The organism is Kitasatospora sp. NPDC088742 (assembly GCF_055584905.1).
Map to the genome: position 1 here is coordinate 27974 of NZ_JBVJLD010000054.1, position 11844 is coordinate 39817.

The 11844-nt window shown below is 71.2% G+C and carries 16 protein-coding genes; 3 read left to right on the forward strand and 13 right to left on the reverse strand.

Annotated features, from left to right (window positions below):
* Window positions 1-2: 2 nt before the first annotated feature.
* The 12 genes from ACZ6ZR_RS31970 to ACZ6ZR_RS32025 form a co-directional block, all read right to left on the reverse strand.
* Complete coding sequence (locus ACZ6ZR_RS31970) at window positions 3-851, reverse strand: bifunctional DNA primase/polymerase (RefSeq protein ID WP_465648346.1); 849 nt, start codon at window positions 849-851, stop codon at window positions 3-5.
* A gap of 78 nt (window positions 852-929) precedes the next feature.
* A complete protein-coding gene (locus ACZ6ZR_RS31975; protein WP_465648347.1) occupies window positions 930-1082 on the reverse strand; it encodes a hypothetical protein in 153 nt (50 codons plus the stop codon).
* A gap of 11 nt (window positions 1083-1093) precedes the next feature.
* Window positions 1094-1285 (reverse strand): hypothetical protein, encoded by a 192-nt coding sequence (locus ACZ6ZR_RS31980; protein ID WP_465648349.1) that lies wholly within the window; start codon window positions 1283-1285, stop codon window positions 1094-1096.
* Between the two features lie 140 nt (window positions 1286-1425).
* Window positions 1426-3495 carry a plasmid transfer protein TraB gene (traB, locus tag ACZ6ZR_RS31985; RefSeq protein ID WP_465648351.1) on the reverse strand — a complete coding sequence of 690 codons (2070 nt, stop codon included), beginning with the start codon at window positions 3493-3495 and terminating at the stop codon, window positions 1426-1428.
* A gap of 20 nt (window positions 3496-3515) precedes the next feature.
* Entirely contained in the window at window positions 3516-4028 is a 513-nt protein-coding gene (gene traA / locus ACZ6ZR_RS31990) for a plasmid transfer protein TraA (protein WP_465648353.1), read from the reverse strand.
* Window positions 4029-4125: 97 nt separating this feature from the next.
* Window positions 4126-4449, reverse strand: coding sequence for a hypothetical protein (locus tag ACZ6ZR_RS31995; RefSeq protein WP_465648354.1), 324 nt, complete (start codon window positions 4447-4449; stop codon window positions 4126-4128).
* Entirely contained in the window at window positions 4449-4850 is a 402-nt protein-coding gene (locus ACZ6ZR_RS32000) for a RapZ C-terminal domain-containing protein (RefSeq protein WP_465648356.1), read from the reverse strand. Before ACZ6ZR_RS32000 ends, ACZ6ZR_RS31995 begins: the two co-directional genes overlap by 1 nt.
* Before the next feature lie 17 nt (window positions 4851-4867).
* Complete coding sequence (locus tag ACZ6ZR_RS32005) at window positions 4868-5317, reverse strand: hypothetical protein (protein ID WP_465648358.1); 450 nt, start codon at window positions 5315-5317, stop codon at window positions 4868-4870.
* Between the two features lie 42 nt (window positions 5318-5359).
* Window positions 5360-5689: an RRQRL motif-containing zinc-binding protein gene (locus ACZ6ZR_RS32010; protein ID WP_465648409.1), complete on the reverse strand. Its 330-nt coding sequence runs from the start codon at window positions 5687-5689 to the stop codon at window positions 5360-5362.
* A gap of 127 nt (window positions 5690-5816) precedes the next feature.
* The gene (locus ACZ6ZR_RS32015; protein WP_465648359.1) at window positions 5817-6155 is read right to left on the reverse strand and encodes a hypothetical protein; all 339 of its coding nucleotides are present in this window, start codon (window positions 6153-6155) and stop codon (window positions 5817-5819) included.
* Between the two features lie 11 nt (window positions 6156-6166).
* Window positions 6167-7141, reverse strand: coding sequence for a DUF2637 domain-containing protein (locus ACZ6ZR_RS32020; protein WP_465648361.1), 975 nt, complete (start codon window positions 7139-7141; stop codon window positions 6167-6169).
* Window positions 7142-7334: 193 nt separating this feature from the next.
* Window positions 7335-7616, reverse strand: a complete 282-nt coding sequence (locus ACZ6ZR_RS32025) for a hypothetical protein (protein ID WP_465648363.1) — start codon at window positions 7614-7616, stop codon at window positions 7335-7337.
* A 371-nt stretch (window positions 7617-7987) separates the two neighbouring features.
* Between ACZ6ZR_RS32025 and ACZ6ZR_RS32030 the strand changes: the two genes are divergently transcribed.
* From ACZ6ZR_RS32030 to ACZ6ZR_RS32040, 3 genes are all read left to right on the forward strand, one after another.
* On the forward strand, window positions 7988-8413 hold the full coding sequence (locus ACZ6ZR_RS32030; RefSeq protein WP_465648364.1) for a putative quinol monooxygenase: 426 nt from the start codon (window positions 7988-7990) through the stop codon (window positions 8411-8413).
* A complete protein-coding gene (locus ACZ6ZR_RS32035; RefSeq protein WP_465648365.1) occupies window positions 8413-9651 on the forward strand; it encodes a helix-turn-helix domain-containing protein in 1239 nt (412 codons plus the stop codon). Before ACZ6ZR_RS32030 ends, ACZ6ZR_RS32035 begins: the two co-directional genes overlap by 1 nt.
* A gap of 215 nt (window positions 9652-9866) precedes the next feature.
* Window positions 9867-10982 carry an MrcB family domain-containing protein gene (locus tag ACZ6ZR_RS32040; protein WP_465648366.1) on the forward strand — a complete coding sequence of 372 codons (1116 nt, stop codon included), beginning with the start codon at window positions 9867-9869 and terminating at the stop codon, window positions 10980-10982.
* Between the two features lie 60 nt (window positions 10983-11042).
* On the opposite strand, the gene ACZ6ZR_RS32045 is transcribed toward ACZ6ZR_RS32040, so the two are convergent.
* Complete coding sequence (locus tag ACZ6ZR_RS32045) at window positions 11043-11645, reverse strand: superoxide dismutase (RefSeq protein ID WP_465648368.1); 603 nt, start codon at window positions 11643-11645, stop codon at window positions 11043-11045.
* Window positions 11646-11844: the final 199 nt, after the last annotated feature.

Here is an 11844-nt window from a genome sequence, read left to right on the forward strand (position 1 = left end):
GGCTACATCCCCAGCCTGTGGACGGCGTTGGCCCACGCCACCGCGCAGTGCCGGGCGCTCTCGCCCTTGGCCTGCGCGGCGGCGAACAACCGCTCCGTGTGCGCCTCGGTCAGGCAGCCGCACCGGCCGTGCGTCTTGAGCACGGCCAGGAACGCGGCGAACACGGTCGCGTGCACCGAGGAGGAAGCCGCGGTGATGGTCTGCTCGGCCATGGTGATGCCGCGCTCCAGGAACACGGGGCTGCGGTGCGGGCACACCCCGCCGCCGGTCGGCACCGTGACGGCCACCGGGCGGGCCGGGGCAGGCTCGCGCACCACCAGGGCCCGGACTGAGTCTGGCAGGGCGGTGAGGGTGCCGGTGCCGGGGGAGATCCAACGGGCGTAGGACATGGCCGACTTGATGTCCACGCCGGGCCGCACCGCGTTCCCGGACTGCATGGCGCCCTGGTAGAGCCAGTGCTCTCCCCGGGTGGTCGGCACGATCCGGGTGGCCGGCAGCGTCTCGCGGGCCCAGGCGATGGCGTCCGCGTTGTCCAGATCCACCACGGTCAGGCCGGCCCCGCCCGGGTGGTAGGCCACCCTGGCGGCCACGCGCCACGCGGCGGCCCACTCCGGGGAGTTGATGACGCGGGTGTCGGTGGTGGCGGCGGCCCAGCCGTGGCAGGGGTACGGGCACTGGCAGGCGCCGGGGGTCTTCATGTTCGGCCGGCCGCCGCACGCGTTGCCGACGCAGGTGCGGCAGTTGCCGAAGGGCACCTTCCCGGCCCGCAGCGGTAGCACGGGCACGCTGCCAGCCGCGAGGGCGAGCGCGGTGGTGAGGTGCTCTCCCCGGATGTGGGTCTGATGGGTCATCCTTGGTGTCTCCAGTTCTCTTGGTAGGGCTCTGGATCGACGGCGGCCCCGGTTCTTGCCGGAAGGGGGCCGCCGTTGTCAGTGGTCGCCGAGCTGGTGGGCGGCGTAGCCGGGGCACTCCCAGCCGGGGCAGTCGCAGCCGTCGCACTCGGGGCACAGGTCGCCGCCGCACTCCTCGCACATCTCGTGTCCGGGGCAGTACTCGTCGGCGCACTCGTCGCAGTAGTCCATGCGTGCCCCCGTCAGGTGAGGTTGGTGATCATCTGGGCGATGCCGGTGATGGCGTCGTGGATGGGTCTGGCGGCGCCGGTGGAGGCGGTGGAGAAGCCGAGCAGGAACACCGGCAGAGCGACCATGACGGTGACGCGCTTGGTGCGGATGAGGATCGCGGTCAGGAGCAGGAAGAGGGCGAGGGTGGAGATCGTGAGGGCCACGGTGGGGCCGCTCCTTCCGGGTGTCAGGGCGAGGCGTCAGACGGAGTGTCAGAGGTGCTGTCAGGGGGTGTCAGACACCCCCTGACACCCCCGTTTGCCTAGGGGAATGGGTGTCAGGGGGTGTCAGGTGTCAGGGGGTGTCAGACCAGCGCCGGGGCGGGGACGATCCGGTACCGGCCGGACTTCGCGGAGGGGGCGAGGCGGCCCTCCTCGATCAGGCGCCGGAACTCACCCGAGACCCAGGGGCGGGAGCGGCCGAACTGGGTGGCCTGGTCCATGACGTCCTTCGGGCCGATCACCATCACGCCCTCGCGCTCGAAGGCGTCCACGATGGCGTCCATCGCGGCCCGGGCCTCCTCCGGGGTGAACTCCGGGGCGGGCTGGCCGAACCGCAGATCGGCCATGCCGGCGGGGACGGGCGGGAGTTCGGCCTGTGGGTCGAGGTCGGTGTCCTCTGGGTCGACCCGGCCGGCCACCGCGTCGTCGTCCCCGTCGTCGTGCGGGTCGGTGGTCATGTAGACGCTCTCCTCGTCCGAACCGTCCTGCGCAGTCTGGGGGTTGCGGTTGGTGTAGGCGTTGCCGGCAGCCGCCCCTGCGGATCCGGCGGTGACGGGGTCGACCTTGGCGCCGTTGCGGACCGACCAGGCGGCGAGCTGCTCCATGACGCGGGCGGCGTTGCCGGTGAACCGGAAGGTTCGGCCGGGGCTGGAGTAGCGGGTCTCCTCGATGCCGGGGGTGACGAGGTAGTTGTAGCCGGGGCGGCGGTTGCCCCAGGCACCCGGGTGGGCGCCCGCGTCCAGGACCGATGCGGGGAGGGCCATGCCCTCGTCGCGGTTGTCGAGGCCGAACACCAGGGCCGACGGGAGGGAGGCGCGGGTGCTGGTGCTGATCTGGTCGTGGCTGGGCCGCTGGAGGCTGATGACCAGCGCCATCCCGGCGGCGCGGGCGAGCTGGGCGGCCTCGGTGAACGCCTCGTCGCCCATGAAGCGGATGGACGCGGCGGCCTCCTCGAACCACGCGACCAGGTAGGGCATACCGGGGCAGCCACACGCGCTGCCGTCGGTGCGGCAGGTGTGCGCCGGGTCGGCCTGCGTGAGGGCGGCCTCGGGCACCCACTGGCGGTAGCTGTGCGCGCCCAGCCACTTGGTGCGGGCCGGGATGACCGCCAGCACGGCGGACGCCATGGTCTCGGTCGGGGCGCCGCCCTCGACCGCCCAGTCGATTGCGGGCAGAAGCGGGCGGAAGTCCTGGAACGACTTCGGGTCGGACAGCCAGACGATCACGTCGCGGCGGCTGAGGATCTCGGTCAGGACGTTGAGTGCGCCGTCTCCCTTGCCGGAGCCGGTCATCCCGCACACCAGCAGGTGCGTGGAGTTGCGGCCAGCCGCCGGGTCACCGGGCAGCCACAGTTGGAGCGGGGTGCCGTCGTCGTAACGCCCGATGACCAGCGGCTCGGCGATCGAGGCACCCACGGCGGTGGGCATGGTCCACTCGACCACCTCAGCCAGCATGTCCTCGGGCACGATCACCAGCTCGCCCCGCCGGGCCGAGCCGGGGTCGGGCAGGTAGCGCACCGCAGTCGGGGCGACGTCCAACGCGGACGCGATGTTGCCGAGCGAGCGCGTGACGTCGTCGTTGGTCAACTCACCTGCTGGAAGGGCGAGTTCTGCGGTCACCCGGTTCGGCTCCACGACGACGTTACGGATCTGAGCGCCGGCGAGCTTCACCTTCTCCAGCAGGGAGCCGTCCTTGTCGCTCTCGGCCGGCGTGGCGTCGGGGTTGCGGCGCATCACCTGCCGGAAGTTCCACGACAGGGCCAGCACCGACCCGCCCAGCCAGAACGCGCCGAACGTGAAGCCGGACCAGCCGGCCAGCGCCACCCCGGTGAACCAGCTGGTGCCGGCCGCCACCGTGACGGCGGAGTGGATGCGGCGCTGGGCACCGGTGGTCTTGGCGGCCCACCAGGTGGCGCCGGTCAGCGCCACCGAGCCGAGCGTGAGCCCGACGCCGTAGCCGGCGGAGTCGTGCGCGGGAAGGTAGGCGAGCGACCCGGCCACCCCAGTGGCGCCCGCGAGCAGCCACGGCGGGGTGTAGGGCTTGGCGCGGTGCGCGACCCACCCGGCCACGCCCTTGGCGTTGCTGGAGCCTTCGAGGTTCTCGCTGTGGCGGGTCTCGATGTCGGTGCTGGTGGACTTCCTGCTGCCGGCCATGCCGGTGCCTCCTTCTTCGGTCAGAACTGGAACGGGCGTGCCTGGCGGGGCGCCTGGCGGGGGGTCAGGACATCGGCGTACTCGCGCAGGAACGCGGCGTTGGTCGCGGCGGCGAGCTTGGCGACGTCGGCCAGCGCGTCGGCAGCCTTGGCGAGCTTGCGCGCCACCCGGCGGGCACGGAACTTCGCGTCGAACGGCGCGGAGCCGGGGGCGTTGGGGGCCTGCCCCAGCGCGGCCTTGAGGATCTCCGCCCCGACCTCGACCTCGATCGCGGCGTAGGCGGCGAACGCCCGCAGCGCCTCGCAGTAGGAGCGGACGTCGGCGGCGGAGTAGAACGCGGGCTCGGGCAGGGCGAGCTGGCTGCCGCGGGCCGCCCCGGTGCCGGGGTTGGCGGCCGCGCCGAACTTCGTCCCGCCGCCGCCCTTGCTGACGTTGATGCTGATGCCCGGGGCGAAGGTCGCCCCGCCACCGAAGCCGTTGCGCTGGTTGCTGGTGTTGCTCGCGCCGCTGGCCGGCGGGGTGCTGGTGGTCATCGCGGTGCCTCCCCAAACGGGGCCGGGACTGTCCCGGCTCCCCACCCCCGCCCAACCCCCGGAACCGGGGCTGGGCGAGGACAGGCAACCGGCCAGCTCAGCGCCGCATGTCGCGGATGATCCACCGGATCACCAGCGCCGCGATGGCCAGTGCGAGGGCGGCCATGCCGACCGCGACCAGCGCCGCCGTCGTGGCCAGCAGCACCGGGATCAGCACCGCCGCAGCACCGGCGCCGGCGGCCACGTACCCGCCGTAGCGGGCGGCCACCGCCGACTGCTGCGGCACCACCGGAAGCGGGGCCGGCGGGTGGAGGGGCTGCTGCTGGTACTGGAGCTGGGCCGCGACCAGTGCGGCCAGGCGCTCCAGCTCCGGGCCCGGGCCCTCACCCGGGGGCGGCACGGAAGCGAGGTGACGGGACATCAGCACGCCACCTCCTCACGCTGGACGACGGGCTTGGCCAGGTCGCGGTGGGTCAGGGCGGTGGTGAAGTAGTTGAAGCGCAGCAGGTCGGACAGCGCGGTGGCGAAGGCGGGGGCGCGGTGCCGGCCGCCCGCGCAGCCGACCGCGACCAGCACCGGCGCGCCCACCGGCCCGAAGGTGAACGCTTCCACGGCGGCGCTGACGGGGCCGAGCAGTTCGCGGATGCCCGGGGTGGCCATCACCGCGTCCCGCACCTGCCAGTCGCGGGCGGTCATCTCCCGCAGCTCCGGGTTCACGTGCGGGTCGCGGAAGTGCTCTCGCAGGTCCAGCGTCAGGTGGGCGCCCTCGGGCGGTGTGCCGTGCAGGTAGCCGAAGCTGACGATCTCGATGGCGTGGGTCACGGTGCTCTCCTTCGAGGTCAGGCGGAAGCGATGAGGGCGGCGACGGTCTCGACACCGTGGTGGAACGCCTGGTCAAGGGCGTAGGCGCCGTTCATGCCGTGGTCGGCGAGGCGATAGAACTTGCTGCTGCCGGTGGCGTCCGCGAGGCGGCGCAGGGGCTCGCGACGGTCGGCGGCGTAGTGGGTGACGGCGGACAGGGCGAGCGCGGCCACGACCGGCACCGGGCGCAGGCGGATACCGAGCACCCGGGAGCCAGCCAGCAAGACGGCGGCCTGGGTGGCGGTGTAGGTGGCGACGTGCGCGGCGCAGGCCCGGCGGCCCGCCGCACTGGACTGGCCCTCGTGGTGATCGTGCTGGCCCTTGGTGGCGGCCTGGTGGTCACTCTGCACCCAGTGGTCGGCCACGTCGGCGGCCGAGCGGATCAGGGCATAGCAGGTGGCGAAGCGGGCAGCGCGGGAGTAGGACACGGCAGTCTCCAAGTCGGTTGACGTGCGCTGGAGTTGAGGGGTTCAGGGCGCCAGGTCGGCGGGGTCCGCGCACGGCACGCAGGTGCCGAGGTGGCGCGGCAGGACATAGCCCACGTCCCGCGCGCAGGTGGGGCAGGTGCGGCGGGCCCGGTTGGCGGCGGCGAGCGCGGCCCGGCGGCGCGGGGTCATCTCCCGTACCGGGGCGGCGAGTTCGGGCCGGTAGAGGTGGGCTTCGGCAGTGCCGCCGAAGCGCGAGGGCCACCGGATAACCGCCGCAACCGGCTGACCGCCCGGGCGAAGCCCCCGGGCGCGGAGCTGACGCCTGCTCAGCAGGCCGTCCGGGGCACACTTCCACCGGTAGACCGGAAGCATCCCGGCCCCGGACTGGTGGTCCGGGGCCGGGTGCTGGTGGGTCACTGGCCCTTGCCGTCGGAGGGGGCGGGCGGCGGCGGGACGGGAATCGGCTGGTGGCCGTAGCCGCCGTTCGTGCTGTAGTCGCTCACCGCGCGTCTCCTTCGTTCTCGGTCTGGTCGAAGTAGCCGTAGAGGACGACGGGCACGCCGCTGTGGGTGCCGGTGATGGTGAGCCAGTGCAGGGTGGCGTCGGCAGTCCAGGAGTGGTCGACGGCGGCCGGGTCCAGGCCCAGCGCGGCGCGCCACTGCTCGAAGTGGTCCAAGCCGTTGTGGAGGGTGAGGTTCAGGCCCCACGCCCAGTGGTCGGAGCCGGGGGCCCGCAGCTCCTGCAACTGGATGGCCGGGGTCGGCAGGTCGCGGTGGCGGCTCAGGATCGACAGCAGCGCGCCGGCGGCGGTGAACTGGCTGGTGTCCGTGGTGGTCATGGGGGCTCCTGTCAGGCGGCGTTGGGGGTGGCCGGTGCGGTGGCCAGCGCGAGAGCGGCGGGCATGGTGTCCTCGGTGCGGAGTTCCTTGACGCGGGCGGCGACCCACCCGGCGGACCAGCCGGTCACCTCCGCGACGCGACGCTGCGGGATCTCGGCGGCCACGGCGGCGCGAACGATCATCCGGGCCTGTTCCTCCGGAAGCGGTCCGGCGGCGGGCTCGGCGGTCAGCAGCTCGTGGCGCAGCCGGTCGAGGGCTTCGCGCTCACGGCGCTCACGCTCGCTCACGGCGCGCTCACGACGCTCACGCTCGGCCCGCTCAGCCGCCTCCCGCCGGTCCCGCTCCGCCCGCTGGGCGGCCTCCCGGCGCTCCTGCTCCTCGCGCTCTGCTCGGGCCATCTGGAACTCGTGCTCACGCTGCTCACGGGCGAGGCGGGCCTCATGCTCACGGCGCTCACGCTCACGACGCTCGGTGGCTTCAAACTGCTCCAGCCGCTCGGCCCGCTCCCGCAACCGCCGCTGCTCGGCGCGCTGTTCGCGCTCAGCCCGCTCAGCGCGCTCAGCCTCCGCTCGCACGGCCAGAGCGGCCCCGATCGCACGCCGGTAGGCGAGCGCGCTCTCGGCAGTGACGATCAGCAGCAGCGGCGCCACCGAGTGGACCGCGACCCCGACCAGATCCTTCTTGAGGGCGGAGTCACCGATGTTGAGCAGCAACGTCATCGCGCCGGTCAGCCAGCGCAGCACCACCGGCCACCGCCCGCCGTCCCCGCCCAGGCGGGCCAGGACCGCGTCCATCCGGGTCACGATCACCACCGCCGCGTCCACCACCAGCGGCAGGATCGGCGCAGTCCACGACCACCCGTCGGGGGTGTGGGCTCGCATCAGCGGGGTGACCGTGAGCACGCTGTACAGCACCGCCCCGAACGTGATCGTCCACGTCCCGACGGTCAGGGCCCGCTCGGCCGAGCGGATCTGATCCGCAGTCACCGGCACCCTCACCGCGACCACCCGCCAGCCTGCCGCGAGCGGCCCGTGAGCGTGTCGTGAGCGGCCGTGAGCGCGATGAGCGCCACCCGGTCCCGCTCCCTCAGCACCGCCACCTTCTCCAACCACCGGCCAGTGCCGGCGGCGCTCCGGCCTGCCCGGCGCAGCCCCTCATCGGCCTGCACCTGAGCGGCGCTCACGCCGCCGCCCCGAACTCCGCGACCGACGGCCGGCGGACGGACCGGCGGCGCACCAGCAGCGCCGACGCCGAGTCCAGCAGCCGGGCCGCGTAGGCGGCCAGCTCCAGGTCCTCGCGGCGCAGGGCCTCCAGCACCGCATACGCCACGTCCAACCGCGCCGCACGCTCCAGCTCGGACTCACCCGGCACACCGGCGAACAGCTCGACGTCCACACCGAGGGCCAGCTCCGCGAACTCCTCTGCACCGAGTACGTGTTGACCTGCGATGATGTTCCTCATGGGTCTACCTCTTCCTTGTGTGGGGTGGCCCAAGAGACCGCCGCGCTCCGGCCAAGGAAGGCGCGGCGGTCTCGCTGTGTCTGGGCATGACAGCTCGTGACGAGCAGTCATGGGCCCGACCCGCCACCGCCGAAGCGGGGGTGGACCGGGGACCAAAAGTGCTCGTGCAGTGCGTCTTTACGGGGCGGACCCCGCTGTAGGCAGACGCGGACCTCTCGGTCACTGCCCTCCGCTGACAAGGCGCGGGAAACCTCGGCCCGATCTGTCCCGGGCCCCTTCACTCACGGCGAACCGCGAGCGCATTCATGCAGGTCAGGGCAGCCCAAAGAAGGCCACTCTGTGTCGCCCCTGTCTCACTAGGTGCGACACCCATGAAGTTAGTCGCAGTGTTTCTGCGAGTCAAGAAGTTCTGCGAGTCGCAGAGAATCAGCGACCATGCGACACTGGGGAACGACTCTGACAAAGGGGCTGTGACCATGGGATTCGGTCTGGTAGTTCGCTTCATCGCGAATGACGAGGAGGCCGCCAAGGCCTTCGATGTACTCGCCGCAGAGGCGCTGGAAGGCATTCGCCGGCTGGAGCCCGGGACGCTGGTGTACGTCAACCACGCGGTGCCGGGGGAGCCGACCACGCGGGTCTTCTACGAGCTGTACCGGGACAGGGCGGCGTTCGAGGAGCACGAGGAGCAGCCACACGTCAGGCGGTTCCTTGCCGAGCGCGGCCAGTACCTCCGCTCGTTCGAGGTGACTTTCCTCGATGAGCTCAACGGCAAGGGTTCCGGGGCTGGGGCTGTCTGATGACGCCTGACGAGCGGAAGGTTTTCGGGGCCAGGGTCGCGCAGCTTCGCAAGGCGAGCGGCATGAAGCAGGAGGAGCTCGGAGCCGCCATCAACCGGACGGCCAGCTGGGTGTCGCAGGTTGAACGAGGGGTCCAGCCCGTGGTCCGGTTGGACGTCCTCCAGCTGCTGGCGGACGGGCTTGGCGTGTCGATGCAGGTTCTCCGGCCGGATGCCCCCGTGCCGGTCCCGGTGCCACCGCCGGCGGAGGAAGAGCCAAACGATCTCGATCAGGCGCGATTGCTGATCTCCGGGCATCCCGCCCTCGATGTTGTCTTGGGCGCTTCGGGGCGGGACGACGCACCTGCGGTCGAGGAGTTGGCGTCAGCCGTCGAGCAGGCCTGGGAGCTGACGCATGCTGCGCGGTTCGCTGAGCTGAGCGCGGCATTGGGACGGCTGCTGCCTCGGCTGGAGCGGGCCGCTCGCACCGCTCCGGCCGCCGAACAGCCATCAGTCCACGGCCTGCTTAGTCAGGCCTACCAGGCGCTGGCTGCTGCCTTCGTGCGGCAGGATGAGGCCGACGCGGCCTGGGTGGCCGCTGACCGTTCGATTCGAGCGGCTGAGCGGTCAGCTCAGCCGCTCATCGTGTTTGCAGGTACGTTCCGTCTCGCTCAGGCGTTCGTCCGTCTCAAGCACCTCGACCAGGCTCAGCATGCGGCGGAGAGCGCGGTGAACGCCTTGAGCCGCTACGCGAAGCGGAAGGGTGTGGAGCCCGAAGCGCTCTCGGTGCTGGGGTCGCTCCACCTTGTCCTGGCGCTCGTGCACGCGCGGAGCGGTCAACGAGAGGAGGCGCGTTCGGAGTTGCAGAAGGCCCGGGAGGTTGCTGCCAAGCTCGGGGAAGATCGAAACGACTTCAACTTGGAGTTCGGGTCCACCAACGTCGAGATCCAAGCTGTGTCAGCGGCGGTGGACCTCGGCGACGCGGGGGAGGCTCTCGACCTCGGGCGCCAGATCGACGCGACCGGGCTCTCCCCGGAGCGACGCTCCCGGTTGCTCATGGATCTTGGCCGGGCTCATGCCCAGCGGCGCCACCTGGGTGAGGCTCTGGAGTGCCTCCTTCGTGCCGAAGAGCTTGCCCCGGAGACCGTGCGAACCCACGTCGCAGCTCGTGCCACGATCCGGGAGCTGGTGTTGGTGGCTGGCCGTTCTGCTCCGGCCGATCTGCTCGGTCTCGCCGAACGGGCGAATGCTCTCGATTAGCTCCTGTGGGGGTGGCGTGGGGACAGTCCGGCCCTGGCGGTGTTGCAGCAGGTCAGGGTAGGTCGCGTGCGTCGTCTGTAAATCTGCCGCGCAAGCTACGCAGGTTCGAACCCTGCACCAGCCACAGGATAAAGAGGGGCCCGGAAAGCGGAAACGCTCTCCGGGCCCCTCTGCATGTGCGTGGTGCTGTCAGGGGTTCGTCCTACTGTGCGGACGTGGACTTTCTGATGCGCGAAGTGCTCACCCTTCAGCCCTCGTGGTCGGCGGACAAGACGCCGGAGATGGACCGGAGGGGCGCCATCCTCAGGCGGGAGCTGCCGGCTCGGCTGAGGGGTCTGACCGAAGCCCTCGCCAAGGAGTTGGGGCTCCCGGCAGATGACGTCGGGTTCGAAGGCAAGTCGAGTACCGGGCGAAACTCGGTGATCCCCTGGGTGCGCCTGCACAGCAAGCAGAGGTCTCCCAGCGCCACCGTCGGTTGGTATGTCGTCTACCTGTTCAGTGCCTCGGGCGACCGGGTCTACCTGTCTCTCAATCAGGGGACCACGGTGTGGACGGGGACAGTGTTCGCGAAGCGGAGCCCGGAGGAGCTGAGGGCCCGGGTCGAATGGGCGTTGCCCCTCGTCGAGGAGGCGGCTGCCAACCGCCGGGGCCTGGTGCGGTCGATCGACCTGCAGGGCACGAAGGGGAAGCTCAGCCGCGGTTACGAGGCGGGGAACGTGGTGGCGATCGAGTACCCGCTGACCGAGCTGCCCACCGCTGAGGTCATGACCGACGACCTCGTCTTCATGGCCGAACTACTGGGACGGGTCTACGAGGGGGAGCGGCGTGGCATTCCGGTGCCGGGTGAGGTCGCGCCAGAGGTACTCGACCTGTTGGACGTGGCCGCGGAGACGGCGGGCCGACGGGCCGGTCGACCGAGAGGTGGGCGCGGTCAGGGTTTCCGACTGACGGCGGCCGAGCGCCGGGCAGTGGAGCTGTGTGCCGTCGAGGCGGCCACTGCGCACTTCGAGCGACAGGGGTGGGCGGTGAAGGACGTGGGGGCCCAGGAGTCCTACGACCTCGCGCTGACCCGGGGCGACGGCGAGCGGTTGCACGTCGAGGTGAAGGGGACGACCTCGGCGGGGGAGCAAGTGGTCCTGACGCGGGCCGAGGTCGAGAGGCAGCGGGAGCTGTTCCCGGAGAACGCGCTGGTGGTGGTCCGCTCGATCTCCTTGGAGCGGACGGCGGAGCAGCCGACGGCCGCGGGAGGAGAGCTGACCTGCATCTCCCCGTGGATGATCGAGGAGGACGACCTGTCCGTCGTGTCGTACCTCTATCGAACGAAGATCTGACGGATCGAAGCCCCGTCCCGGTCCCGGGACGGGGCTTCGTGTCTGCCGAGATGCCGAGGGTCAGGCGTTCTTGGCGGTGGTGTAGCGGTTGGTGACGTCGGTCCAGTTGACGATGTCCCAGAGGCGGGTGACGTAGTCGGGGCGGACGTTGCGGTACTGGAGGTAGTAGGCGTGTTCCCAGGCGTCGAAGGCGAGGAGGGGGGTGGTGCCTTGGCCGACGTTGCCGTGGTGGTCGTAGACCTGTTCGACGATGAGGCGCTGTCCGAGGGGCTCCCAGGAGAGGATGCCCCAGCCGGAGCCTTGGACGCCGACGGTGGCGGCGGTGAGCTGCTTCTTGAGGGCGGTGAAGGAGCCGAAGTGTTCGCCGATGGCGTCGGCGAGGTCGCCTTCGGGTTCGCCGCCGCCTTCGGGGGAGAGGTTCTCCCAGAAGAGGGAGTGCAGGACGTGGCCGGAGAGGTGGAAGCCGAGGGTCTTCTGGAGGCCGACGAGGCCGCCGAAGTTGTCCTTCTCGCGGGCTTCGGCGAGCTGCTCGAGGGTGGTGTTGGCGCCGGCGACGTAGGCGGCGTGGTGCTTGGAGTGGTGGAGCTCGAGGATCTCGGCGGACATCGCCTTCTCGAGGGCCGAGTAGTCGTACGGAAGATCGGGGAGCGTGTACTGACCCATGGGTAAAAGGGCTCCTAGTTCGCTGTGCTGACGGTGTGTCGGCGTGCCGTTGCCACCTTATTGCGTATGACTTGCAATTACATCTGAGAGCCAGGAGAGTGTCTTGCGGGGGCGGTCGGCCCGCCAGCCGTCTGCCGCAGAACGTCCCGGTCACCGCGCCGGGAGTCCTCCCGCCAGTGCTGATCGTCTTCCCAACCGG

Excerpts from the sequence above, each read along its gene's own strand:
- ACZ6ZR_RS31970 (WP_465648346.1), bottom strand. The coding sequence starts at position 851 with ATGACCCATCAGACCCACATCCGGGGAGAGCACCTCACCACCGCGCTC.
- ACZ6ZR_RS31975 (WP_465648347.1), bottom strand. The coding sequence starts at position 1,082 with ATGGACTACTGCGACGAGTGCGCCGACGAGTACTGCCCCGGACACGAG.
- traB (WP_465648351.1), bottom strand. The coding sequence starts at position 3,495 with ATGGCCGGCAGCAGGAAGTCCACCAGCACCGACATCGAGACCCGCCAC.
- traA (WP_465648353.1), bottom strand. The coding sequence starts at position 4,028 with ATGACCACCAGCACCCCGCCGGCCAGCGGCGCGAGCAACACCAGCAAC.
- ACZ6ZR_RS31995 (WP_465648354.1), bottom strand. The coding sequence starts at position 4,449 with ATGTCCCGTCACCTCGCTTCCGTGCCGCCCCCGGGTGAGGGCCCGGGC.
- ACZ6ZR_RS32010 (WP_465648409.1), bottom strand. The coding sequence starts at position 5,689 with ATGCTTCCGGTCTACCGGTGGAAGTGTGCCCCGGACGGCCTGCTGAGC.
- ACZ6ZR_RS32015 (WP_465648359.1), bottom strand. The coding sequence starts at position 6,155 with ATGACCACCACGGACACCAGCCAGTTCACCGCCGCCGGCGCGCTGCTG.
- ACZ6ZR_RS32025 (WP_465648363.1), bottom strand. The coding sequence starts at position 7,616 with ATGAGGAACATCATCGCAGGTCAACACGTACTCGGTGCAGAGGAGTTC.
- ACZ6ZR_RS32030 (WP_465648364.1), top strand. The coding sequence starts at position 7,988 with ATGAAGTTAGTCGCAGTGTTTCTGCGAGTCAAGAAGTTCTGCGAGTCG.
- ACZ6ZR_RS32035 (WP_465648365.1), top strand. The coding sequence starts at position 8,413 with ATGACGCCTGACGAGCGGAAGGTTTTCGGGGCCAGGGTCGCGCAGCTT.
- ACZ6ZR_RS32045 (WP_465648368.1), bottom strand. The coding sequence starts at position 11,645 with ATGGGTCAGTACACGCTCCCCGATCTTCCGTACGACTACTCGGCCCTC.